Annotated in this window: 24 protein-coding genes; 10 read left to right on the top strand and 14 right to left on the bottom strand. The window is 60.1% G+C overall.

The genetic code is table 11. From position 1 onward, the window contains the following. Window positions 1–9: 9 nt before the first annotated feature. The gene (locus tag ACQAYK_RS10505) at window positions 10–945 is read right to left on the bottom strand and encodes a hypothetical protein (RefSeq protein ID WP_215872893.1); all 936 of its coding nucleotides are present in this window, start codon (window positions 943–945) and stop codon (window positions 10–12) included. A 131-nt stretch (window positions 946–1,076) separates the two neighbouring features. On the opposite strand from ACQAYK_RS10505, the gene ACQAYK_RS10500 reads away from it, so the two are divergent. The 3 genes from ACQAYK_RS10500 to ACQAYK_RS10490 are packed head-to-tail and all read left to right on the top strand — an operon-like array spanning window position 1,077 to window position 3,296. Beyond that, entirely contained in the window at window positions 1,077–1,712 is a 636-nt protein-coding gene (locus ACQAYK_RS10500; protein ID WP_483167555.1) for a TetR/AcrR family transcriptional regulator, read from the top strand. Window positions 1,713–1,722: 10 nt separating this feature from the next. After that, window positions 1,723–2,586: an acetylglutamate kinase gene (gene argB / locus ACQAYK_RS10495; RefSeq protein WP_215872895.1), complete on the top strand. Its 864-nt coding sequence runs from the start codon at window positions 1,723–1,725 to the stop codon at window positions 2,584–2,586. Continuing rightward, window positions 2,583–3,296, top strand: coding sequence for a pyrimidine 5'-nucleotidase (locus ACQAYK_RS10490; protein WP_226827803.1), 714 nt, complete (start codon window positions 2,583–2,585; stop codon window positions 3,294–3,296). Before argB ends, ACQAYK_RS10490 begins: the two co-directional genes overlap by 4 nt. A gap of 98 nt (window positions 3,297–3,394) precedes the next feature. On the opposite strand, the gene ACQAYK_RS10485 is transcribed toward ACQAYK_RS10490, so the two are convergent. Next, window positions 3,395–4,408, bottom strand: coding sequence for an HlyD family secretion protein (locus ACQAYK_RS10485; protein ID WP_215872896.1), 1,014 nt, complete (start codon window positions 4,406–4,408; stop codon window positions 3,395–3,397). A 179-nt stretch (window positions 4,409–4,587) separates the two neighbouring features. Between ACQAYK_RS10485 and ACQAYK_RS10480 the strand changes: the two genes are divergently transcribed. Continuing rightward, window positions 4,588–5,133, top strand: a complete 546-nt coding sequence (locus ACQAYK_RS10480) for an acyloxyacyl hydrolase (protein ID WP_215872897.1) — start codon at window positions 4,588–4,590, stop codon at window positions 5,131–5,133. A 16-nt stretch (window positions 5,134–5,149) separates the two neighbouring features. Here the strand turns inward: ACQAYK_RS10480 and bioB are convergent, their stop codons facing one another. Genes bioB through ACQAYK_RS10460 form a run of 4 tightly spaced genes read right to left on the bottom strand, consistent with a single transcriptional unit; the run spans window position 5,150 to window position 7,879 of the window. Then, window positions 5,150–6,085, bottom strand: a complete 936-nt coding sequence (bioB, locus tag ACQAYK_RS10475) for a biotin synthase BioB (RefSeq protein WP_215872898.1) — start codon at window positions 6,083–6,085, stop codon at window positions 5,150–5,152. Between the two features lie 37 nt (window positions 6,086–6,122). Beyond that, window positions 6,123–6,392 carry a YggT family protein gene (locus ACQAYK_RS10470; RefSeq protein ID WP_215872899.1) on the bottom strand — a complete coding sequence of 90 codons (270 nt, stop codon included), beginning with the start codon at window positions 6,390–6,392 and terminating at the stop codon, window positions 6,123–6,125. Window positions 6,393–6,394: 2 nt separating this feature from the next. Further along, window positions 6,395–7,216: a pyrroline-5-carboxylate reductase gene (gene proC / locus ACQAYK_RS10465; RefSeq protein WP_226827800.1), complete on the bottom strand. Its 822-nt coding sequence runs from the start codon at window positions 7,214–7,216 to the stop codon at window positions 6,395–6,397. Beyond that, a complete protein-coding gene (locus ACQAYK_RS10460) occupies window positions 7,217–7,879 on the bottom strand; it encodes a YggS family pyridoxal phosphate-dependent enzyme (RefSeq protein ID WP_215872900.1) in 663 nt (220 codons plus the stop codon). A 79-nt stretch (window positions 7,880–7,958) separates the two neighbouring features. Between ACQAYK_RS10460 and ACQAYK_RS10455 the strand changes: the two genes are divergently transcribed. The 3 genes from ACQAYK_RS10455 to ACQAYK_RS10445 are packed head-to-tail and all read left to right on the top strand — an operon-like array spanning window position 7,959 to window position 11,314. Further along, complete coding sequence (locus ACQAYK_RS10455; protein WP_303652380.1) at window positions 7,959–9,017, top strand: type IV pilus twitching motility protein PilT; 1,059 nt, start codon at window positions 7,959–7,961, stop codon at window positions 9,015–9,017. 12 nt (window positions 9,018–9,029) lie between these two features. Then, window positions 9,030–10,166, top strand: coding sequence for a PilT/PilU family type 4a pilus ATPase (locus ACQAYK_RS10450; RefSeq protein WP_215872901.1), 1,137 nt, complete (start codon window positions 9,030–9,032; stop codon window positions 10,164–10,166). Continuing rightward, window positions 10,142–11,314, top strand: a complete 1,173-nt coding sequence (locus ACQAYK_RS10445; RefSeq protein ID WP_483167554.1) for a glycosyltransferase — start codon at window positions 10,142–10,144, stop codon at window positions 11,312–11,314. Before ACQAYK_RS10450 ends, ACQAYK_RS10445 begins: the two co-directional genes overlap by 25 nt. Here the strand turns inward: ACQAYK_RS10445 and ACQAYK_RS10440 are convergent. From ACQAYK_RS10440 to trmB, 4 genes are all read right to left on the bottom strand, one after another. Further along, complete coding sequence (locus tag ACQAYK_RS10440; protein ID WP_215872903.1) at window positions 11,290–12,432, bottom strand: NAD(P)/FAD-dependent oxidoreductase; 1,143 nt, start codon at window positions 12,430–12,432, stop codon at window positions 11,290–11,292. The genes ACQAYK_RS10445 and ACQAYK_RS10440 overlap by 25 nt on opposite strands. A gap of 43 nt (window positions 12,433–12,475) precedes the next feature. Continuing rightward, on the bottom strand, window positions 12,476–12,973 hold the full coding sequence (locus ACQAYK_RS10435) for a hypothetical protein (protein ID WP_226827793.1): 498 nt from the start codon (window positions 12,971–12,973) through the stop codon (window positions 12,476–12,478). A 138-nt stretch (window positions 12,974–13,111) separates the two neighbouring features. Continuing rightward, the gene (locus tag ACQAYK_RS10430; protein ID WP_215872904.1) at window positions 13,112–13,810 is read right to left on the bottom strand and encodes a Crp/Fnr family transcriptional regulator; all 699 of its coding nucleotides are present in this window, start codon (window positions 13,808–13,810) and stop codon (window positions 13,112–13,114) included. Continuing rightward, window positions 13,807–14,493, bottom strand: coding sequence for a tRNA (guanosine(46)-N7)-methyltransferase TrmB (gene trmB, locus ACQAYK_RS10425; protein ID WP_483167553.1), 687 nt, complete (start codon window positions 14,491–14,493; stop codon window positions 13,807–13,809). The genes ACQAYK_RS10430 and trmB overlap by 4 nt, the downstream gene beginning before the upstream one ends. A gap of 47 nt (window positions 14,494–14,540) precedes the next feature. Between trmB and purE the strand changes: the two genes are divergently transcribed. From purE to ACQAYK_RS10410, 3 genes are read left to right on the top strand one after another with little or no spacing between them, the layout of a single operon-like run. Then, complete coding sequence (gene purE / locus ACQAYK_RS10420) at window positions 14,541–15,041, top strand: 5-(carboxyamino)imidazole ribonucleotide mutase (RefSeq protein WP_215872906.1); 501 nt, start codon at window positions 14,541–14,543, stop codon at window positions 15,039–15,041. Continuing rightward, entirely contained in the window at window positions 15,038–16,165 is a 1,128-nt protein-coding gene (locus ACQAYK_RS10415; protein ID WP_215872907.1) for a 5-(carboxyamino)imidazole ribonucleotide synthase, read from the top strand. Before purE ends, ACQAYK_RS10415 begins: the two co-directional genes overlap by 4 nt. Window positions 16,166–16,168: 3 nt before the next feature. Continuing rightward, a complete protein-coding gene (locus ACQAYK_RS10410) occupies window positions 16,169–17,041 on the top strand; it encodes a fructosamine kinase family protein (RefSeq protein ID WP_215872908.1) in 873 nt (290 codons plus the stop codon). On the opposite strand, the gene ACQAYK_RS10405 is transcribed toward ACQAYK_RS10410, so the two are convergent. From ACQAYK_RS10405 to smpB, 4 genes are read right to left on the bottom strand one after another with little or no spacing between them, the layout of a single operon-like run. Further along, window positions 17,022–17,531 (bottom strand): disulfide bond formation protein B, encoded by a 510-nt coding sequence (locus tag ACQAYK_RS10405; protein ID WP_215872909.1) that lies wholly within the window; start codon window positions 17,529–17,531, stop codon window positions 17,022–17,024. The two genes, ACQAYK_RS10410 and ACQAYK_RS10405, sit on opposite strands and share 20 nt — an antisense overlap. Further along, window positions 17,504–18,127, bottom strand: coding sequence for a thioredoxin fold domain-containing protein (locus tag ACQAYK_RS10400; RefSeq protein ID WP_215872910.1), 624 nt, complete (start codon window positions 18,125–18,127; stop codon window positions 17,504–17,506). Before ACQAYK_RS10400 ends, ACQAYK_RS10405 begins: the two co-directional genes overlap by 28 nt. Beyond that, entirely contained in the window at window positions 18,117–19,772 is a 1,656-nt protein-coding gene (locus tag ACQAYK_RS10395) for an ArnT family glycosyltransferase (protein ID WP_215872911.1), read from the bottom strand. Before ACQAYK_RS10395 ends, ACQAYK_RS10400 begins: the two co-directional genes overlap by 11 nt. Further along, window positions 19,765–20,229 (bottom strand): SsrA-binding protein SmpB, encoded by a 465-nt coding sequence (smpB, locus tag ACQAYK_RS10390; protein WP_215872912.1) that lies wholly within the window; start codon window positions 20,227–20,229, stop codon window positions 19,765–19,767. Before smpB ends, ACQAYK_RS10395 begins: the two co-directional genes overlap by 8 nt. Window positions 20,230–20,279 lie beyond the last annotated feature (50 nt).

Here is a 20,279-nt window from a genome sequence, read left to right as displayed (position 1 = left end):
GATCCTTCCTTACAGGTCTTCCGGAGCTTCCAGCTCCAGGGCCTCCAGGTAGAGGTGAGCCATGCCCAACAGAAATACGACGTTGGGCAACAAAAAGGTAAGAATGCCGGCGGCAAACCAGGACAGACGCTGGCCGCTATGGGTCCAGTGGACGATGGGGGCGACACTCTGCTGCCACTGCTGCACCGCGACATGCAGATTGGGGAGCCAATCGAGCAAGAGCGCCTCGCCGCCACCATGGTCGTACAGCGCATTCGCCAGAAATGGCGTTGCCGCCGCCAGCGTCAGGGCATAGCCGCCGTAAAGAAGCAGAATGATGACTACCGCCACAGCGCTGCTCAATACTCCGAGCAAAAGCATCATCAGTAACACGGAACCAGGCCGTTTCCGAGCGATGGTAATGGTATGTCGCAAGGCTTTTGCCACTCCCTCGCCATGCCAGAGGGCGGGGCCCGACAAATTGAAGACAATAATCGCGAGGATGAGCAATGCGGCATTGAAAATGACTGCCAAAGGAAAGAGCGGTACAACGAGATAGGGACCAAACGCAGGAATGCGCGTCAGACCAAAGGCCAGCATTTCGACGACACCGATTCCCAGCAGCAGCAGTCCCTCCATTACCACCAGTAAGAGAAGGCGCGGCCAGGCCCGCAATGCGAACGCGATACTGCGCCAGATACCTGGGCTGCGCTCGCCGCGGGCGTCGTAGACCAGCAGACGTCCGGCGGCCAGGTAGCCAATCAATACAGCCAGGACGAAGAGAGCCGCGCCCAGCACTGCGCCCGCTGCGTCCTGTCCCCAGCTGGCTAGGCCCTCCCAAAGGATAGCCCCGGCGAGGATGCATCCGCCGTAGACGACATTGGGACGCCAGAGGGTGACGCCATGCAATGCCTGCAAAAGCAGGGTGAAAGAAAAGTCGCTGTGGCTGTTATGTTGGTGGAACATTGGGCACCATGCAGAGGATTGGCGCTAAGAATAGCAAATGGCAAAGCCGACTGCATCGCGTGGATGGTGTTGGGAGGCGCTCCAGTGCTAGACTGACCGACGAGTCAGTATCGGTTGTGTGGGTTACCAGAATGGAAAATGACGCGACCAGCGTGAGCAGCGAAGGAGAGGGTTGCCGCAAAATCATTGCGGCGGCCGAGAAGCTGTTCGCCGATCACGGTTTCGATGCGGTTTCCATGCATGCCATCGCTACCGATGCGGGTATTAGCAAGGCCAATATTTATCACTATTTCCCCAACAAAGACGCTCTTTATCTGGCGGTTCTGCAGAGTGCCGCGGCCAGCCTGCGCGCCCTGCTGCAGGCAGCGGTGGACAAGAGCGGCACAGCCAGCGAGGCCTTGCACCATTTTGCCGTGAATCATCTGCAGCACCTGCTGGCGCGTCCACGATTGGTGCGTCTGTTTCTGCGGGAGATGCTGGAAAAAGGCGAGCCACGCGCCCGCGATCTGGCGGATGCCGGGCTGGCAGATCTGTTCGCCAGTTTGGTGCAGATTCTCCAGCTCGGTCAGGAGCGGGGAGAACTGCGCAAGGATTTCGATCCGGCGTTGGTGGCTACCATGTTGCTCGGCGCCAATGTCATCTTTTTTCAATCGCGCGAATTGCTGCGACAATATCCTACCGTGACCTTTGTCGATCGCCCCGAAGAGTATGACCGAGCGATGGTCGAGATGCTATTACGCGGAATTCGCAACCGTTCTGAGCCATAGGAATTTCTTCATGAGTATCGACCCCCGTCAGCAGGCCGAATTCCTCATCGAGGCCTTGCCGTACATGCAACGCTTCCAGGGCAGCACCTTGGTCATCAAATATGGTGGCAACGCCATGACCGAGCCCGTCTTGCAGGAACAGTTTGCCTACGATGTCACCCTGCTCAAACAGGTGGGGATGAACCCGGTCATCGTGCATGGTGGTGGTCCGCAGATCAATGCACTGCTGCAGCGCCTCGATTTACCTTCCAAAATGCTCGATGGCATGCGCGTGACCGATGACGCGACGATGGAAGTGGTGGAGATGGTGCTCGGTGGCCTGGTCAACAAACAGATCGTCCAGGGAATTCAGCGTGCCGGTGGAAAAGCGCTGGGGCTGACCGGCAAAGACGGGAATCTGATCCAGGCAGCCAAGCTGCAGCGGGATGATGGCGTCGATCTGGGCTGGGTGGGAGAAGTGACGCGGGTCAATGCCGAGCTGATCCGCTTTCTCGATGCCGGTGGGGTGATTCCGGTGATTGCGCCAATTGGTGTTGGGGTGGGTGGAGAATCCTACAACATCAATGCCGACCTGGTGGCAGGCGCCTTGGCCAGCACCCTGCATGCCGAAAAGTTTGTGCTGATGACCAATGTTGCCGGCGTCCTGGACCCGGAGAATCAACTCTACGAGCGGCTGCGCATCGCCGAGGTACAGCAGCTGATGAGCAATGGCGTGATCACCGGCGGTATGATCCCCAAGTTGCGCTGTTGTCTCGATGCGCTGGCCGGGGGCGTGCGTGCCGCCCACATCATTGATGGTCGAGTACCGCACGCCTTGCTGCTCGAGGTGTTCACGCGCCTGGGTGTTGGCACGTTGATTTCGGATCTCGATTGAAGCGAAAACGGAAACGAGGGCAGCGGCGTGGGGCCCCACGAGCCGATGGTATCCTGCCGCGTTTTTTGGGGTTGCGCCGACGGCCCTGGCCGGTCTACCTCTTCGATCTCGACAACACCCTCTACGATGCTAATGTGCACTGCTTTCCGCAGATGCATCGCTACATGCATGCCTATCTGCAAGAGAAGTTCGGCCTCGAGCGTGCGGCAGCGGAGGCGCTGCGCCAGCAATACTGGCGCCGCTACGGAACCACGCTGGCGGGATTGATGCGGCATCACGACACCGATCCCCACGAATTTTTGCAGGCCATTCATCCGCCAGCCTTGGCGGCCACGGTACCCGCCGATCTGCATCTCGACCGCTGGCTGGCCAGCCTCGACGGACCTGCGTATATCTTCACCAATAGTGTCACCGCGCATGCCGAGCGGGTCCTGGCGCGCTTGCAGGTGACGCGACATTTTTTGGGAATTTTTGACCTCTCGGCGGCGGCCTTGCGCGGCAAACCCGATGTTCACGCCTACCGCAGCTTGCTACGACGCTACCGGGTCGCTGCCCTGCGCTGTCATTTTTTTGATGATAGCCGCGCCAATCTCCGCACTGCGCGCCTTCTGGGTATGCGCACTACCTGGATTCACCCGCGTCGCCGCCAGCCCGGGCAACTGGCCAAGCTGCCACCTGCTTGTCGCAAGTCATTGGGAGGCGCAAGGTAGAGAGACACGCAAAACGGAGGTGTCGCAAGGAACGCAGGCGCCGCCTACGATTGGGGTAGAAATCGAAGGCAAGCGCATCGGGCCTGCCTAAAACAAAATCAGAAGTATGGTTGTAGAAAGGTAACCCAGCCGGGGACATGTTTGGTGGTTACGGTGACGGTTGCGCTCGTACCGATGTGCAGGGGCAGCTTCGGATCGGGATTGAGCACGTCGATACGTACCGGCACGCGTTGCGTGACCTTCACCCAGTTACCGGTCGCATTTTCCGGAGGCAGCAGGGAGAAGGCATTGCCGGCACCACCGCTGATGCTCACTACCTTGCCTTTGAAGGTGTGGTTGGGGTACATGTCGATATTGATGGTCGCTGCGAGTCCCGGATGGACGCGGTCGAGATCGGTCTCTTTGTAATTTGCCTCGATCCAGTAGGCTTGGTTGCCAATCAGGGGAAAGAGATCCTGGTTGACGGAAACGACATCTCCTATATGAATTTTATCTACCTTGCTGACCACACCGGTAATCGGTGCGTAAATCGTGGTCTCGGAGAGATCCAGCTTGGCCATGCGCACTGCTGCCTCGGCTGCGGCAATCCGCGCTTTGTTCAGCGATTTTTCCGACACGGCTCCAGCAAGGGATGCGTGATTGGCCTGCAACTGCGCTTGCAACTCAGCCGCTTTGGTCTGCGCGTCGTCTGCTGCTTGCGCAGACAGATACTGTTTGGCGGCCAGCGCCTTGGCGCGGTCGGCATTGCGTGCGGCGTTGGCATAATTGATCTGGTTGGCCTGGACTTGTGCCTGTGCCGAATCGATTTTGGCAGCAATGCTGGCGCGTTGCCGCTCTGCCTGGGCGAGTTCAGCCTCGGCCTGTTCTAATTTATACTCATATGCCCGTGGATCGATCTTGAGCAGCGGCTGCCCCCGTTGGACAGTCTGGTTGTCGCGCACGTAGAGCGCGACGATATGACCAGTTACCCGCGGAGCGATGTTGACGACATGGGCGTGCACGTAGGCATCATCGGTACTTGGATAGTAGTCGGAGATCTGAAAATAGGCGTAGGCGCCGAAGGCAACCAGCACCACAATGATGAGTACCGCAAACCGTTTGATCCATCGCATGGCGATTTCCCTTCTCCCGCAGCAATACGTAGGGCACTTCTGTCCGTCTTGGTGCCTGTCCAGCGCTAGAATCTTTGACGGAATTCGTAACACAAGACATACTGACCGTTCGGTCGATAAGGTAGCGCATGGCGCGCCTACGGGCAAGTGATTTTTGAACAGAGACTAAGGAGTAGAGGATGCGAATTTCTTCCCCGAAGATGTTATTTGCAGGTGCCGCTATGCTGGCTTTTGCACCTTTTGCCAGCGCCGAGGGCTTGCATGTGATCCAGGGCGGGCCGGCGTATCTGAGTGCCGGCGTGGGGGTGTTCAACGGGGTGGGGATTCACCCCATTTCTGGGCCGAATCCGCGCGTGCCGGAGATCAACGTAGAGTATCAGTCGGCATCCAAGCTATTCGGTATCGGTGCGGCATGGGGGCTGATGGCCAATACCCGGGGTGGCTTCATGGGCTATACCGGTTTTTATTCCGACATCGCCTGGGATCGTTGGGTCTTGACCCCCGTTCTTGGCTTTGGTGGTTATGACGCCGGCAATGGCAAGCAATTGGGCAGCATCTTCGAGTTTCGCCTGGAATTGGGTCTCGCCTATCAGTTTGCCAATGGCGGGCGCCTCGGGGTGAAGATCGCGCACATTTCCAATGCCTACATCGTCAATCAGGATCCTGGCGAGAACGAAGCTCTAGTTACCTACTCCTTCCCCCTCTCCTTTGGCGACCACGGCTAAGACAGGACGCCGCTGCTTAACCGGCGGCGCACAGTCCGAGCTTGGCGAAGAGGCTGGCGTCGTGATCGCTGCTGGCGTTGTTGGTAGTCAGCAGACGATCTCCCAGGAAAATGCTGTTGGCGCCGGCAAGGAAAGCTAGCGCCTGCAGGCTGTCGCTCATCTTTTCCCGACCGGCGGCCAAGCGCACGTAACTATTGGGAAAGAGAATGCGCGCCACGGCAATGGTGCGCACGAATTCGATCTCGTCGATGGGTTCCGCCTCGGCGAGGGGGGTACCGGCAATAGGCACCAGGGCGTTGATAGGAATGCTTTCCGGTGCTGGCTCCAGGGCGGCCAGGCTTTGCAGCAGGCGGGCACGGTCACGCCGACTTTCTCCCATACCCAGGATGCCGCCGCTGCAGACCTTGATCCCGGCGTTACGTACCGCCGCCAGAGTCTCCAGCCGCTCGTCGTAACTGCGGGTGTGAATCACCTCCCCATAGAACTCGGGCGAGGTATCGAGATTATGATTGTAGTAGTCCAGACCCGCCGCCTGCAGGCGCTCCGCCTGCCCGGGTTTGAGCATCCCCAGGGTGACACAGGTTTCGAGGCCGAGTTCTTTTACTGCCCGCACCATCTCTGCCACTTTCTCCAGGTCCCGTTCATGCGGGCTGCGCCAGGCCGCGCCCATGCAGAAACGCTGCGCCCCCGCGTCCTTGGCGGCTTGTGCGGCTTCGAGCACGTCTGCCAGAGGCAGCAGCGGGGTGACCGGCAGTTTGGCCTCATGATGCACGCTTTGCGCGCAGTAGCCGCAGTCCTCTGGGCAGGCCCCGGTCTTGATCGACAGAAGCGTGGAACATTGCACGGCATTCGGCGCAAAGTGCGCTCGATGCACCTGTTGGGCGCGAAACAGGAGATCGTTGAAGGGGAGGGAAAAGATTTCGAGAATTTCTTCCAGGGAAGGGTGTGTCATGATCTTGGTCCAAAAAGGTCAAACCGGAAAGAGGATATTAGAAACCACCAAAAAACAGGCGATGCAGAAGCATCTTGGCCGCTTCGATGAGCAGCATGGCCACCAGCGGGCTGAGATCGATGCCGCCCAGAGGCGGTAGATGCTGCTGCAGTGGGCGCAGGATGGGATCGGTCACGCGGTCGAGAAAACGCACGACTGGATTGTAAGGATTGGGTTGCACCCAAGAGAGGATGGCGCGGATAAAAATGGCCAAGAGCAACAAGGTCAGGGCAAAATCCAGCAGGCGATAGAGATCGAAGAGCAGCATCTTCAGAGCTCTTCTGCCAGGAGTGCGGCGAGCTCCTGACTACGCCGACTGGCAGCATCCAGGGCACGTTTGGCGAGAGGCCGCAGGCCTTCCTCCCAGGCGCTGAGCCCCGCCGCCGTCGTCCCCCCGGGACTGGTGACCTGGTGGCGGAGCAAGGCCGGTGCCAGATCGCTCTGCTGCGCGAGTTCCGCCGCCCCGCGCAGGGTGGCAATGGCCAGGCGGCGGGCCTGATCACGATACAGTCCGCCAGCCACGGCGGCATCCTCCAGCGCTTCCAGAAAGAGAAACACATAGGCGGGACCACTCCCGGCGAGGGCGGTGGCCATGTCCATACTCTCTTCATCTGGCAACCACTCTGCCAATCCCGTGCTCTGCACCAATTTTTCCGCCTGTTGGCGACGCGCGGTGTCGAGCTCTGCTGGCGCATAAAGAGTGCTTGCGCCAGCGCCAATCTGCGTGGGGGTATTGGGCATGACCCGGACGACGTCCACTTCGGGTACCAGCGCCTGTAACGAACTGAGGCGAACGCCGGCAGCAACCGAGATCAACAAGACTCTGGCAGCGCGCAGTTCGTGCGCCCAGGCCGTAAGTATTGCCCGCATCTGTTTGGGCTTGGCGGCGTATACGACTATGGCTTCTGGCGGCAGGGGGCATGGCTCGGCAGCTAAGCTCTGTACCCCGAACTCCGCAGCCAAGGCGTCGCGGCGCTGCGGATGGGGGGCGTGGACCTGGATCTGCTGCGCGGGAAAACCATGGTTGCAGAGGCCGGCGATGAGAGCGCGGGCCATGTTGCCCGCTCCGAGAAAGATAATCTGCTGCTGCAATCATTGCTCCTTGGGACGACTGCCAAACAGCACGGTCCCCAGTCGAATTTCCGTGGCCCCGTGGGCCAAAGCTTCAGGATAGTCGCCTGAGGTGCCCATGGAAAGAGTGTCGATCTGCTCTGCGGGAAAATGTCTCTGCAATTGTTCATAAGATTCACTTAGCTGCGCAAAATTCCGGGCAGCCACATGAGGATCGGGATGTGCCAGAGCCATCAGGCCGCGGAACCGCAGATTGGCGCTGGCGACAATCTGTTCCGCCAAGGAAAAAATGCCTTCTATCGCACAACCGCCTTTACTCTCCTCGCCGCTGATGGCAACCTCGATCAAGACCTGCAGAGGTGGGAGTCCAGCCCGCTCGCGATCCAGACGCTCGACGAGAAGGCTGCGATCGACACTCTCCACCCAGTCAAAGTGGCGAGCGATCTCGCCGGTTTTGTTGCGCTGGATGCGGCCAATGAAGTGCCAGCAGATTTCCAGATCCGCCAGGGTCGCCATCTTGCCCAGGGCCTCCTGCAGATAATTCTCCCCAAAATGGCGCAGGCCCAGTGCGTAGGCGGCGCGCATACGCTCAGCTGGCACCGTTTTGCTGACCGCCAGGAGACGGCAGGGCGCATGGCTGCGAAGTTCTTCTTGTATCTGCTGCAGGCGTTGCGAAAGGTCCATTCAACTCTCTTTGGGCGGAATCTGGAAGATCGCCTATAGTAATGGCCTATCGCTGGTTGCCCAAACAAGGAAGTCGCAGATGAGCCAAATGGATGTGACCGATCTGCTCGGTTTTGCGGTAAAAAACAACGCGTCCGATATCCACGTTTCCGCTGGTCTGCCCCCCATGGTGCGCATCAATGGCGAGATCAAACCCGTCAACGTGCCACCTCTTAGCAAAGAGATCGTGCATGCCATGATCTACGACATCATGAACGACGCGCAGCGGAAATGGTATGAAGAGAATCTGGAAATCGACTTCGCCATCGACGTCCCGCAGGTGGCACGCTTTCGTATCAACGCCTTTCAGCAGGATCGCGGCCCCGCCGCGGCGTTTCGTACTATTCCCGCCAAGGTCCTCAGTCTGGAAGAGCTGAATGCGCCGACGGTATTCAAAGAGATCATCGACGTGCCGCGGGGACTGGTGCTGGTGACCGGCCCGACGGGATCGGGTAAGTCGACTACCCTGGCGGCCATGGTGAACCACATCAATAATCATCGTCAGGATCATATCATTACCATCGAAGATCCGATCGAGTTTCTGCATACCCCCAACAAGTGTCTGATCAACCAGCGTGAGGTCGGGCCTAACACAAAATCCTTTGAAAACGCCTTGCGCTCTGCCCTGCGTGAGGATCCAGATGTGATTCTGGTGGGTGAGTTGCGCGACCTCGAAACCATGCGTTTGGCGCTGACCGCAGCCGAGACCGGGCATGTCGTATTCGGTACCCTGCACACCAGCTCTGCTCCAAAGACCATCGACCGTATCATCGATTCCTTCCCTGGCGGGGAGAAGGATATGGTGCGAGCCATGCTCTCGGAGTCCCTGCGCGCGGTGATCGCGCAAACCCTCATCCCGACCGCAGACCATCGTGGGCGGGTGGCGGCGCACGAGATCATGATTGCCAACCCGGCGATCCGCAATCTGATTCGGGAAAACAAGGTGGCGCAGATGTATTCCGTCATCCAGACAGGTCAGAATCAGGGGATGCAGACCCTTGATCAGTGTTTGCTTGCCCTGGTCCGCGCGCACAAGATCAGCCGTGACGATGCGCTGCGCCGGGCACAGAACAAAGAGAGCCTCGCCAACGTCGCTTGATGGGAGAAGACCATGCCAGTGCTTGATGACCTGTTACGGTTGATGATGGAGAAAAACGGTTCCGATCTGTATTTTACGGTTGGCTCGCCACCGGTGATGAAGATCGATGGACGCGCCGTTCCCGTCAGCGACGAGCCCCTGAAACCCGGCCAAAGTCTGGCGCTCGCGAAGGAGATCCTCGGTCTGGAACGACTGCAGGATTTCCAGCACGAAAAGGAGGCCAATCTCGCCTTGTCCATCCCGGGTGTGGGTAGGTTTCGCGTCAACGGATTTTTTCAGAGAAATGAAATATCCTTCGTTATCCGTGCCATCAAGACGCAGATCCCGACCTTGGATCAGCTGCACATGCCGCCGATTCTGAAGGAATTGGCGATGACCTCCCGCGGCTTGGTGCTTTTTGTGGGGGCTACCGGCTCCGGAAAAAGCACCTCCCTGGCGTCCATGCTGCAACATCGCAATGCCAGTTCGGCAGGGCACATACTGACCATTGAAGATCCCATTGAGTATCTCCACAAAAATATCAAGTCGATCGTCAATCAGCGCGAAGTCGGTATTGATACTCTGAGTTACGAGAACGCCCTGGAAAACGCCCTGCGTGAGGCCCCCGACGTCATCCTGATCGGCGAAGTGCGCAGCCGCGCTACCATGGAACATGCGGTGGCCTATGCCGAAACCGGCCATCTGTGTATGTCTACCTTGCATGCCAACAATGCCAATCAGGCGGTGGAGCGCATCATCAATTTCTTCCCGGAAGAGCGTAAACGGCAGTTGCTCATGGATCTTTCCCTCAACCTCAAGGCGGTGGTATCGCAGCGTCTTCTCCCCCTCAAGGGCCGATCAGGACGAATTGCGGCAATGGAAGTGCTGATCAATACGCCGACAATTGCCGATCTCATCTATCGCGGGGAAGTCGGCCTGTTGAAGGACGCCATGGCCCGGCCCAACGATGTCGGCATGCAGACTTTCGATCAGTCGCTGGTGAAGCTATATATGGACGGCATGATCGAATACGAGGATGCCATCCGTGGCGCCGATTCCCAGAATGATTTGCGCTTGGCCATCAAAATGGAGTGCATGAAGCGTGGTCTGGAGGACCCGGGTTCCAAAGCCGAGGCGGCGACCCAATGGCGGATTGGTGGCAATGCCTGATGCTGCTGGGCTTTGCGATCGCGGTTTTTCTGGCGTGGGTTGTCCTGTATCTGGCGCGGGGAGGATTTTGGCTAGCGGACCAACGCCTTACCGCCGCGGAAATTGCACAGTGGCCGGCAGTCACTGCCGTGGTCCCCGCACGGAACGAGGCGGCCGGAATTGCTGCCTGCGTGCGCGGGATTCTTGGCCAGGACTATCCCGGCGAACTGCGACTGATCGTCATTGATGACCAAAGTGCCGACGGTACTGCGGATCTGGCGCAGTCTGCTGCGGCAGAACTGGATGCTGCATCGCGGCTGACGGTCCTGCGCGGAAAAGACCTCCCGGCAGGCTGGGCGGGTAAGGTCTGGGCGATGTCGCAAGGGGTGGAGGCGGCTGGCGCCGTACCCTACCTCTGGTTTACCGATGGCGATATCGTACATGCGCCGCTGGTCTTGCGCGCCCTCGTCGCCAAAGCGGTGACGGAAAAGCGTGTTTTGGTCTCACTCATGGTGCGTCTTTCCTGTCAGACTTTGTGGGAGCGCTGGCTCATTCCGCCTTTTCTGTTCTTTTTTCAGAAGCTGTATCCCTTCCCCTGGGTCAATGACCCGCGACGTAAGCTCGCCGGCGCGGCGGGGGGATGCATGCTGGTGGCAGGCGCAGCGTTGACGGCAAGCGGCGGGCTGCTGGCGATGCGTGGCGCGCTCATCGACGACTGCACCCTAGCCGCGCAACTCAAGGCACAGGGGCCTATCTGGCTGGGACTTGCCGATCACAGTGTCAGCCTGCGACGCTATACCCGCCTGCAGGAAATCTGGCAGATGGTGACGCGCTCCGCCTATGTGCAACTCGATTTTCGCCCTTCGCGCCTACTCATTGCCACGTTGAGTATGCTCTTTCTGTATCTGTTGCCTTGGGTGTTATTGCTCGTCGGACTCGCCTACGATCAAGTCTGGGTCTGGGGACTATCCCTGGTCAGCCTGTTACTCTCCTGGCGGATGTTCTGGCCGACCCTGCGCGATTATCGGCTTTCTCCGCTTTGGGTGCTGACATTACAGCCGGCCGCCTGGCTGTATACCCTGATGACTTTGGACTCCGCCCGTCGTCACTACGGCGGGCGGGGTGGTGCCTGGAAGGGGCGGGTTTACCCGGCAGAACGGGGGCGATAGGGGGCCAGATAGCGCCATTCAAAGGCGCGCTTGGCCAGATGCCACCAGGAGCCGGGGACGACGCGGGCCGTATTGGGGTTGCGAAATACGAGGTTGCCGCCGTCGAGACTGTCGACGATGCAGATAAGTTCCTGGCGGAAGCTCTGGTCGGCCGCTTGTCCTTGCACATGGCGAAGGGCATTGTGCACCGCAGTCTTAGCCTGGAGATCGGCGCTGTGTCCCTGTTTGGGTAGCCAGTCCGGACTGTCACCGTAGGATGCCGCATCCCCCACCACATAGACCCCGGGCAGGCCAGGAACCTGACAGTGATTGTCGGCCTGCAGGAAACCGCCCGCCGACAGCGGCAGGGCACTGTTGGCCGCAAAGGCCGGGCCGGTCATACCGGGCATGAAGAGGATCAGATCGGCATCGATGTCGCCCCCCTCGGTGTGCACCTGTTGGGCATCGAAGCCGGTAATTTTGTGGCCGAGGTGGGTGCGAATCTGGCGTTTTTCCATCTCCGCCAACAATCCCGCGACGGCATCGACACCGAGACGATTACCCGGCTCGCGCATGGGATTGAAGAAGGTCAGGGTGAATTTTTCGCGATTGCCCTGACGGCGTAGGTAGGTGTCGATCCCGAAGAGCAGCTCGAAGATGGGGCCGCCGCGTACGGCACCCGGTTCCTGGGGATTACCGGCAAAGCCGAAGGCAATCTTGCCACCGGCCATGCTCTGCAGGCGCTCGCGAATCTGTTGCGCGGTCTCGATGCCATCGCAGATGGCGAGACTGTGTTCGATCCCCGGCAGCTTGCGCAGGCCGCGTCCGCCGGCGGCAATGATCAGGGCATCCTGTTGCAGACTGGCGCCGGATTCCAGTTCCACTTGTCCTTGGGCATTGATGGATTGCACCGTGTCGGCAACGAACTCCACCCGTTGGCGCTGGAAGAAGTCGCGCAGGTCGATGCGCAGTTCCTCGCCCTGGCGCAGACCGGTCGGAACCCAGATGAGACTGGGGTAGTAAATGAACTCCGGCTTGGGGGCGACGAGACGGATCTCTGCGTCGGGGGCGCGGCGGCGCAGCTCGCGCACGGCCGTCAGGCCGCCAAAGCCACTACCAATGAGGGTAAATTGGGCCATACAATCCTCCTGTGATGCTACCGATGCTTTTGATCAGGATAGCTCAGGCCAGCACGCGCCGATAGGCATCCGGCAACGGGCTCTCCTGCTGTGCCTGGGCGCCGCCTTTGGCAACGAAGAGATTGATGATCTGGCCATGGGCCTGGATGAGTTCGACCACATTCGGATCTTCGCTGGTCTCCTCGATCAGTACACCATCCGGCAGCAGGGTGAGCTCCATATGGATCTTGTCGTGCTGGGCAAAGAGCTCGGCGAAGGCCGGGTCCCAGAAGCGCAGGCCAAAATTTTCTTCCAGCCGCTGCTTCATCGAGGGGACATGGTCGTGCAACAGCGCGACGATTTCGGGATTGTTGGACCGGGTGCGGGCACGCACGCCATTGGGCAACAACTCCAGGTCGCGTTCGATCTGCTCGTGCAGGGCCAGCAGACGGTGAAACACCGCTTGATCGTGCTGGTGCCGGGCGGCTCGGGCAGGATCGCCACCGGCGCGCCCGCCACCCTGGCCACGAACGCGGAACATTGCAGAATCGTTTTGGTACATGATGGAATCTCCTTGTCTCAATTTTTGGTGCTGTAAAGAGTGCTGCTTTCGCGACGAAACAGAGCAGCATCTCGCCAATGGAGATATCTTGCCTAGGGCAGCACAAGCGTGCATTGACAAAGATCAATCTCGAGTGAATCAGTCGGATTTGGCCGCAGCGATTTCCTGCAGTCTTTGCGGGGAGAGGATTTCCAGTTGGTTGCGAGCTTCTTGCAGCAGTTTCTGACGCTTGAATTCCGCCATGAGGCGGCTGACATGCTCCACCGATAGCCCAAGAAAATCGGCGAGATCCTGACGGGTCAGAGGGAAGGGCAGGACGCGCAGCTGCGGATAGCGCTGTGCCCATTGCAACAGAAAGGTAGCGAGGCGTGCCTCGGCCTTCTTGGCACCGAGCTCCACCACCCGTTCCTCGCTGGCGCGCAGAGCGTCCTGCCAGCGCTGAAAAATGGCCTCGCGGACTTTCGGCTGGCGCTCGGATAGGCGCTGCAGTTCGACGAGATCCAGGCGACAGAGTTTGCCCGGCGCGATGCTGATGGCATCGTGCCGATGCTCTTTCTCCCGCAGTCCTTCAAAGCCAAAGAGATCACCGTGATGCAGCAGGCGCAGGATGACCTGCTGGCCGTTGCTCAAGGTCTTTACCAACTTCACCGCTCCTTCCCGCAGGGTGTAGGCGTGGCGGGCGGGATCTCCCGAGCGATAGAGGACCTCCCCGGCGGCGCAATCGATGTCCTGCACTTCCATGCCCAGGGTGCAGAGTTCCGCCGGATTGAGGCCAGCAAAGATACTTTCCCCGCGCATCCGGCAGTGCAGGCAATCGGAGAGGCGCGGCACGCTCATTTTTTGCGACAAGCAAAGCGCAGGTCGAAAACGGCATGGCCCAAGGCCGTACCGCGGCGTTCAAAACGGGTCTGGATACGGTTTTCCGGGGGGGCTGCATAGTGCCCCGATCCCGCCAAATTCTCCCAGCCGGGCGCGCTTTCCAGCAAGGTCAGCATCTGCTCGGCATAGGGCTGCCAGTCTGTCGCCAGCTGCAACTCACCACCGGATTGCATGACCCGATGCAGCAGCTCCAGAAAATCGGGCTGAATGATGCGCCGCTTATGATGCCGTTTCTTTCGCCAGGGATCGGGAAACTGGACGACAACCAGCGCAAAGACGCTGTCTGGCAAGCTACGCAACCACGGCGCGACATCGTCATGCAGTACCCGCAGATTCTGGAGTCCTGCCGCTTCGGCACGCAAGAGTAGGGAGCCGACGCCGGGGGAGTGGACCTCGGCACCGATGCAGCCCCAGTCCGGATGCTTCTCGGCAAACTGCGTCAGATGTTCTCCATTGCCAAAGCCGATTTCCAGCATCAGGGCTTGGGAGCCGGCCCAGGGTGAGTGCCAGGCTGCCTGAGCATCGAGAATGTAAAAGCTGCCGCGCTCTTGCAAAATGCGCGCTTGCGCGTTGGTGAGGCGGCCCTGACGCAGGACAAAGCTGCGGATGGGACGAAATTCGGGCTTGAGAGACGCGTTCATGCCCGGCATTATAGCCAGTTTCCGGTGCGACGCCGAAGGGGAGAGCAATGCAGCAGGGGCCGATTGTCGGCGTGGTCATGGGCAGTGTGAGCGACTGGGAGGTGATGCAGTCGGCTGCCCAGATTCTGGCCGATTTGCAGATACCGCATGAGACCCGGGTCGTCTCCGCCCACCGCACCCCCGATCTCCTCTTTGCCTATGCAGAGGAGGCCAGCGCGCGCGGATTGCAGGCCATCATTGCGGGCGCCGGCGGTGCCGCCCACCTCCCGGGGATGCTAGCCGCCAAGACCCTGGTGCCGGTGCTAGGGGTGCCAGTGCCTTCGCGGCACCTGCAGGGGCAGGACTCCTTGCTGTCCATTGTGCAAATGCCCAAGGGAGTGCCGGTCGCCACCTTTGCCATTGGCGCGGCGGGGGCTGCCAACGCGGCGCTCTTTGCCGCAGCACAACTGGCCCTGCACGACCCGGACTTGCATGCGCGGCTGCAGCGTTTTCGGGCAGCGCAAACGGAGCAGGCCTTGCACAGCCAAGTGCCGCCACCGGCATCATGATCGCGCCCGGCAGTGTCCTTGGCGTTCTGGGTGGTGGCCAATTGGGGCTGATGTTTGCCCTGGCCGCCCGGCGACTCGACTACGATGTCTGGGTATTTGATCCGGATCCCAAAGCCCCGGCGGCGGCGGTCGCGGCCCGACATTTCTGCGCCCCTTTCACCGAGGATGCGGTGTTGGCGGAGTTCTGCGCTGGAGTGGCCGCCGTCACGGTCGAGCGCGAGCAGATCCCGCTTTCTACCCTCGCCTACTGTGCCGAGCGGCTTCCTCTGCGGCCAGGTCCAGAAGCCCTGCGCATCGCCCAGGACCGGCGTCTGGAGAAAGCGTTTTTTCGGGATCTGGGATTGGTAACGGCACCCTTTGCCCTCCTCGAGCAGGCCGCCGATCTGCCGGCTGCCGCGCAGCTTGCTTTCCCGGCAATCCTCAAGACCGCGCAGGATGGCTACGATGGCAAGGGGCAGGTGGCCGTAGCCTCTGCCGCCGATTTGGCAACGGCGTGGCAGGAACTGGGACAGCGTCCGGCGTTGCTGGAAGCGCGGGTCGCCCTGCGTCAGGAGTTTTCGGTGATTCTTGCGCGCAGCAGCGATGGCCTGGCGGTCTTTTACCCCATCGCCGAGAACCGACACCGGCATGGCATTCTGGACCTCAGCATCGTGCCCTGCGAGCTTTCTGAAGCGCATCAGGAACAGGCGCGGCGCGCGGCCCTGCGCATTGCCGAGGCACTGGAGTATGTCGGTGTCCTCGCCGTGGAATTTTTCCTCAGCGCGGATGGCGAATTGCTTGTCAACGAGATGGCGCCACGCCCGCATAATAGTGGCCATTATACCCTCGACGCCTGCGTGCACAGCCAGTTCGATCAGCAGGTACGAGCCCTGACCGGCTTACCTTTGGGCGATACCCGCCTGCTCTCGCCGGTGGCGATGCTGAACCTGCTCGGCGAATGGTGGCAGGGGGCGGGGCCAGACTGGAACGCCTGGCTTTGCCATCCGCAAGTAAAGCCCTATCTTTATGGAAAGAGTGAGGCGCGGCCGGGGCGCAAGATGGGTCACCTCAACATTCTGGCCGAGAGCCGGACGGCTGCCCTGCGCACGGTGGCGGAGCTGTGCGGCGCTGATAGTGGCTACTAGACCATGTCTGTAGAGCGTCGCTTGCAGCAAGAGCTGTGCGGCGACTGGCGGGTAGAGGCCAGTGGGGCGAGTGATTTTTTTCGCATGTATCGGGCACACAATGCCGACCGGGCGCTTTTCCTCAAGATCGGGAAGGGGCGCACCCAGTCGGAAGCCGAAGCCGACGGCCTACGCGCCCTGCAGGCGGCGGGCGTGCCGGTGCCCCACGTCTATGGCGTCTGGGAGGAGTCCGGCGATACCATCCTGGCCCTGCAGTTATTGACCTTCGCGCACAAGGACGATGCTGCCTGGGCCGCCCTGGGCGGTGTCCTGGCCGCTCTGCATAGCCCGGCCTGGCCGCAATTCGGTTGGCCGCGCGACAATTTTCTCGGCGCTACGCGGCAGCAGAATCGCCTAACGGACGGAACCAGCGCCGCAGAATGGCAGAAGTTTTTGCGCGAGCAGCGTTTGGAGGTCCTAATCGCGCAGATGGAGCTGCAGCGCGAGGAGGCGAGGCTGTTTGCGGATCTTTTGGCGGCTCTGCCCGAGATCCTGCAGAATCATGCCCCGCAAGGTTCCCTCACTCACGGCGACCTGTGGTCAGGGAATTGGGGCGCGGGGGTCGATGGCGATGTCTGGCTTTTCGATCCCGCTGTAGCGGTCTGTGATCGGGAGATGGATCTTGCCATGCTGGAACTCTTCGCCCAGCCACCGGCAGTGTTCTGGCAACGTTATCAAGCCCTGGCCATGCCGGCTTTTGATGCCGCTGGCTATGCCGTTCGGCGTCCCCTCTACCAACTCTATCATCTGCTCAACCACTGGCTGCTTTTTGGTCGTTCCTACGCGGGGCAGGCCCAGGCGGCAGCTCGGACTGCCCTCAGCGCCGCCGGGCGCTGAAGAAAATCGCCAGCAGCAGGCACAGCGCACAGAGCAGAAATACGGTAACGCTCCAGTGGGTGATCGGCAGGTTCCAGAAGCGCTGCTGCCCGGCAATCGCGCAGGACCCTTGCCCGGCCAGAGCGCCAGCCAACGTTCCAGCAAAGCTCCCGGACGCAAAGTTTTCTTGCGGTAGTAACTGAATGGCTGCACAGGCATGAACCTTGCGCGTCGCGCTATTTGCCAGATGCCACTGCCATCCTGCCAGTACCGCCCCGCCGAGTGCCGCCAAAGCAGCCAAAGACCAGAGCCAGCGTCGCCCGGCAAAAAAGCCGATGCTGATCGCCAAGAGCATCGCCAGATCCGCCACGCGCTGATAAATGCAGAGACTGCAAGGCTGAATATCACCCGCGAATTGCAGGTACAGCACCGTACCCAGGGCAGCCAGACCAAGCAGTAGCGCCAAGCTGGCCAATGCCAGGCTCAAGGTCCGTCGATGATCTGCTGCCATTGCTGATGGTCGGGAAGGCCGAGGACGTACTGCACCTGCTTGCCACTGCGATAGACCAGCATGGGCGTGCTTACCCCCGATTGCTGGACGCTCTGGGGATCGAGTAGGGACTCCTTCCCCGCCAAGAAGTTGAAGTTGCGCTGCAGTTTGCCGAGCTGCTTCTGGATCAGGGCGGCGCTTGCAGGAGCAATGCCGCCCTCTGGCGCACCATTGTGGATAGCAAAGCCCTTCTCGTTTTCCTTCAACGCCTGTACAGGGTCTTTGGCGCCGAGAATCGCCGCGGCTTTGCCCATACTGGAGGAGGAGTTCGGGAAACCGATAATGACGACGCGCAGGCGGAGCTTGCCCGAACTGACGGGGTTTTGCAGCCAGTTATAGAGCACATGACAGTACGGACAATCAGGCTCCAGAAACAAGTAGACCAATGATCCTCGTGAGCCCTCCTGTACGTAATAGGAGTGGCTGAGGGCATCCCAGAATTGCAGATCATGGTCTGCTGCATGGGGCGCCGCGTCTTGCGCCAGTACTGGCTGCAAGGGAAAAAGCAATAGGCTGCCGAGGAGCAGCAGGAAGGCAAGCAGGAATTTATTTCGCATCGATACGCACCAAAGAAATATTCTGACGACTGTACATCTCATAGCCAGTATAGAGGATTTTTGCCGACTCCCCAGCAGTCATTTCCTGGCGCAGTGCAACGATATCTTTTTGCGGCAGGGCCAGAAACAAAGGTCCGTGGCTGGCTGCCAGAATCGCCGGAATTTGTTGTTTGGGCTGCTGGATCTGTGTTGCAGTCATCGCTCCGCGGCCGGCGTAAAACAGGAAGCTCGGCTCCCACCACTGCCAGGTGGCGATGGCATAGGGCCGCTGTCCCTCTATGCTGTGCACCATCTCTCCCATGGTCACCGAGGGCTTTAGGTGATCGAGGCCGGGCATGAGCAGCAGAATCATAGAGAAGGCCAGGGCAACGGCTCCTACCCCCAGGCTGCCGATCACGCCCAGGAATTGCTGCCGATAGACAAAATACAGGCCGACGACGGCGGCAAGTAGATAGGGCAAGCCCAGATAGGCGACCGAGCCGAGCGGTGGCAAGCTTTGCGGTACCAGCGTGGCGCCCAGCCCGAGCAGGATGCCGCCGATTGCCGCCAGGCCGAGCAATGAGGCGATGATGCCACGCCCGCAAAAGGCGTGGACACCACTCAAGGCAAGGTCCATGCGCCAGGCGAGGAGGGCGAGTAGAGGCGGATAGGCCTCCCAGACATAATTGGGCAACTTGGTCGCGCCCAGACTGAAAAAAGCAATCCAGATCCCCGCCCAGAGCCCAAAGAAGAGCAGGTCTGGGCGCGAACGGAAATACTCTTTCCGCTGCAACCACAAGGTGGCGAACATCTGGGGAAAAAACACTGACCAGGGTAGCAGGCCGAGGAAGGTCGTGAACAGATAATAGACGATGGGCCCTTGATGTCCCTGCATGGCGCCGGTGTAGCGGGCTACATTTTGCTGGGCAATGAAGAGCAGATCCCAGCGCCAGTGGGTCTCGATTCCCACGGCAATGTACCAGGGCAGGGTGAGCAGCAAAAAGATCGGCAGGCCCCAGCGCAGCTGCCCCTGCCGCCACAGATGCGGCAAATCGCGGCGCAGCAGCAGAAAGACGACAATGATCAGGCCGGGCAGCAGGAAAAAGATCGGTCCCTCCGTGAGGGTGCCCAGGGCCATGGCGGCATAGGACAGGAGATACTGCCAGCGCCGTTCCTCCGGGTAGAGGTAGCCGCGCAGATAGGCCAGCAAAGCGACGGTAGTAAAGAGGATGACCAGGGGGTCGGGGACGGCGGCGCGAAAGATGATCTGACTGTGCAGTGCGGTGGCGGTAAACAGGCCAGTGAGCAGAGCCGCGCGTGCTCCAAGCAGACGCCGCAGGGTCAGCGTCAAATACAGTACGAGGAGTGCGCCCATGAGCACCGAACCGATGCGCAGCCCCCAACTATTCATGCCCAGGGCACGTACTCCCAGGTCCATCAACCAGTAATTGAGAACAGGCTTGTCCGGTCGCAACTGGCCATTGAAGGTAGGCACCACGTAGTTGTTGTGGGCGATCATCTCCTTCAGACACTGGGCGTTGTTCGGCTCGTCGATGTCCCAAAGACTCGCGTCGCCGGTATGGAAAGCAAAAAGCCAGAAGGCAAAGACGAAGAGCAGCAGGGCATGGAGAAGATGGTGCTCGCCGTTCTTCTGCGTCTTAGCCATCGCGTGCGCCACCTTTCAGAATGCGCGCCTTGTCCCGCTGCCATTCGCGTTCTTTCAGAGTGGCGCGCTTGTCGTGTGCCTGTTTGCCCTTGACCAGGGCGATCTCGGTCTTGGCGCGCCCCTGCTTCCAGTACATCGCCAGAGGGACGATGGTAAAGCCTTTGCGCTCGACGGCACCAATCAGGCGATTGATTTCCAGACGATGCATCAGCAACTTGCGGGTACGGGTCGGATCCGGTTGGATGTGGGTGCTGGCAGTGGGTAGCGGGCTGACATGCGCGCCCAGGAGCCAAAGCTCTCCGTTTTTGATCACCACATAGCTGTCCTTGAGCTGCAGGCGTCCGGCGCGCAGGGACTTTACTTCCCACCCTTCGAGGGCGATGCCGGCCTCGAAGCGCTCCTCGATAAAGTACTCATGTCTCGCCTCACGATTGAGGGCAATGGTGCTGCTGCTCATGACATCCCAAGCTCTGGATCAGAGGGGCGATCTTAGCGCAAAGCGCGGCG

Origin of the sequence: Acidithiobacillus sp. AC3 (assembly GCF_050261095.1) — a bacterium.
GTDB lineage: Bacteria > Pseudomonadota > Gammaproteobacteria > Acidithiobacillales > Acidithiobacillaceae > Igneacidithiobacillus > Igneacidithiobacillus copahuensis.
Note: the sequence above shows the minus strand (reverse complement) of the source record. Positions and strands in the feature narration are given on the sequence as shown.

Coding starts and splice junctions, on each gene's coding strand:
- ACQAYK_RS10455 (WP_303652380.1), top strand. CDS start 7,959: ATGAGCCAAATGGATGTGACCGATCTGCTCGGTTTTGCGGTAAAAAAC.
- purE (WP_215872906.1), top strand. CDS start 14,541: ATGCAGCAGGGGCCGATTGTCGGCGTGGTCATGGGCAGTGTGAGCGAC.
- argB (WP_215872895.1), top strand. CDS start 1,723: ATGAGTATCGACCCCCGTCAGCAGGCCGAATTCCTCATCGAGGCCTTG.
- ACQAYK_RS10405 (WP_215872909.1), bottom strand. CDS start 17,531: ATGGCAGCAGATCATCGACGGACCTTGAGCCTGGCATTGGCCAGCTTG.
- smpB (WP_215872912.1), bottom strand. CDS start 20,229: ATGAGCAGCAGCACCATTGCCCTCAATCGTGAGGCGAGACATGAGTAC.
- bioB (WP_215872898.1), bottom strand. CDS start 6,085: ATGACACACCCTTCCCTGGAAGAAATTCTCGAAATCTTTTCCCTCCCC.
- ACQAYK_RS10430 (WP_215872904.1), bottom strand. CDS start 13,810: ATGAGCGTGCCGCGCCTCTCCGATTGCCTGCACTGCCGGATGCGCGGG.
- ACQAYK_RS10485 (WP_215872896.1), bottom strand. CDS start 4,408: ATGCGATGGATCAAACGGTTTGCGGTACTCATCATTGTGGTGCTGGTT.
- ACQAYK_RS10395 (WP_215872911.1), bottom strand. CDS start 19,772: ATGGCTAAGACGCAGAAGAACGGCGAGCACCATCTTCTCCATGCCCTG.
- ACQAYK_RS10460 (WP_215872900.1), bottom strand. CDS start 7,879: ATGGACCTTTCGCAACGCCTGCAGCAGATACAAGAAGAACTTCGCAGC.
- ACQAYK_RS10480 (WP_215872897.1), top strand. CDS start 4,588: ATGCGAATTTCTTCCCCGAAGATGTTATTTGCAGGTGCCGCTATGCTG.
- ACQAYK_RS10470 (WP_215872899.1), bottom strand. CDS start 6,392: ATGCTGCTCTTCGATCTCTATCGCCTGCTGGATTTTGCCCTGACCTTG.
- ACQAYK_RS10450 (WP_215872901.1), top strand. CDS start 9,030: ATGCCAGTGCTTGATGACCTGTTACGGTTGATGATGGAGAAAAACGGT.
- ACQAYK_RS10445 (WP_483167554.1), top strand. CDS start 10,142: ATGGCGGATTGGTGGCAATGCCTGATGCTGCTGGGCTTTGCGATCGCG.
- ACQAYK_RS10505 (WP_215872893.1), bottom strand. CDS start 945: ATGTTCCACCAACATAACAGCCACAGCGACTTTTCTTTCACCCTGCTT.
- ACQAYK_RS10410 (WP_215872908.1), top strand. CDS start 16,169: ATGTCTGTAGAGCGTCGCTTGCAGCAAGAGCTGTGCGGCGACTGGCGG.
- trmB (WP_483167553.1), bottom strand. CDS start 14,493: ATGAACGCGTCTCTCAAGCCCGAATTTCGTCCCATCCGCAGCTTTGTC.
- ACQAYK_RS10440 (WP_215872903.1), bottom strand. CDS start 12,432: ATGGCCCAATTTACCCTCATTGGTAGTGGCTTTGGCGGCCTGACGGCC.
- ACQAYK_RS10435 (WP_226827793.1), bottom strand. CDS start 12,973: ATGTACCAAAACGATTCTGCAATGTTCCGCGTTCGTGGCCAGGGTGGC.
- ACQAYK_RS10415 (WP_215872907.1), top strand. CDS start 15,038: ATGATCGCGCCCGGCAGTGTCCTTGGCGTTCTGGGTGGTGGCCAATTG.
- ACQAYK_RS10400 (WP_215872910.1), bottom strand. CDS start 18,127: ATGCGAAATAAATTCCTGCTTGCCTTCCTGCTGCTCCTCGGCAGCCTA.
- ACQAYK_RS10500 (WP_483167555.1), top strand. CDS start 1,077: ATGGAAAATGACGCGACCAGCGTGAGCAGCGAAGGAGAGGGTTGCCGC.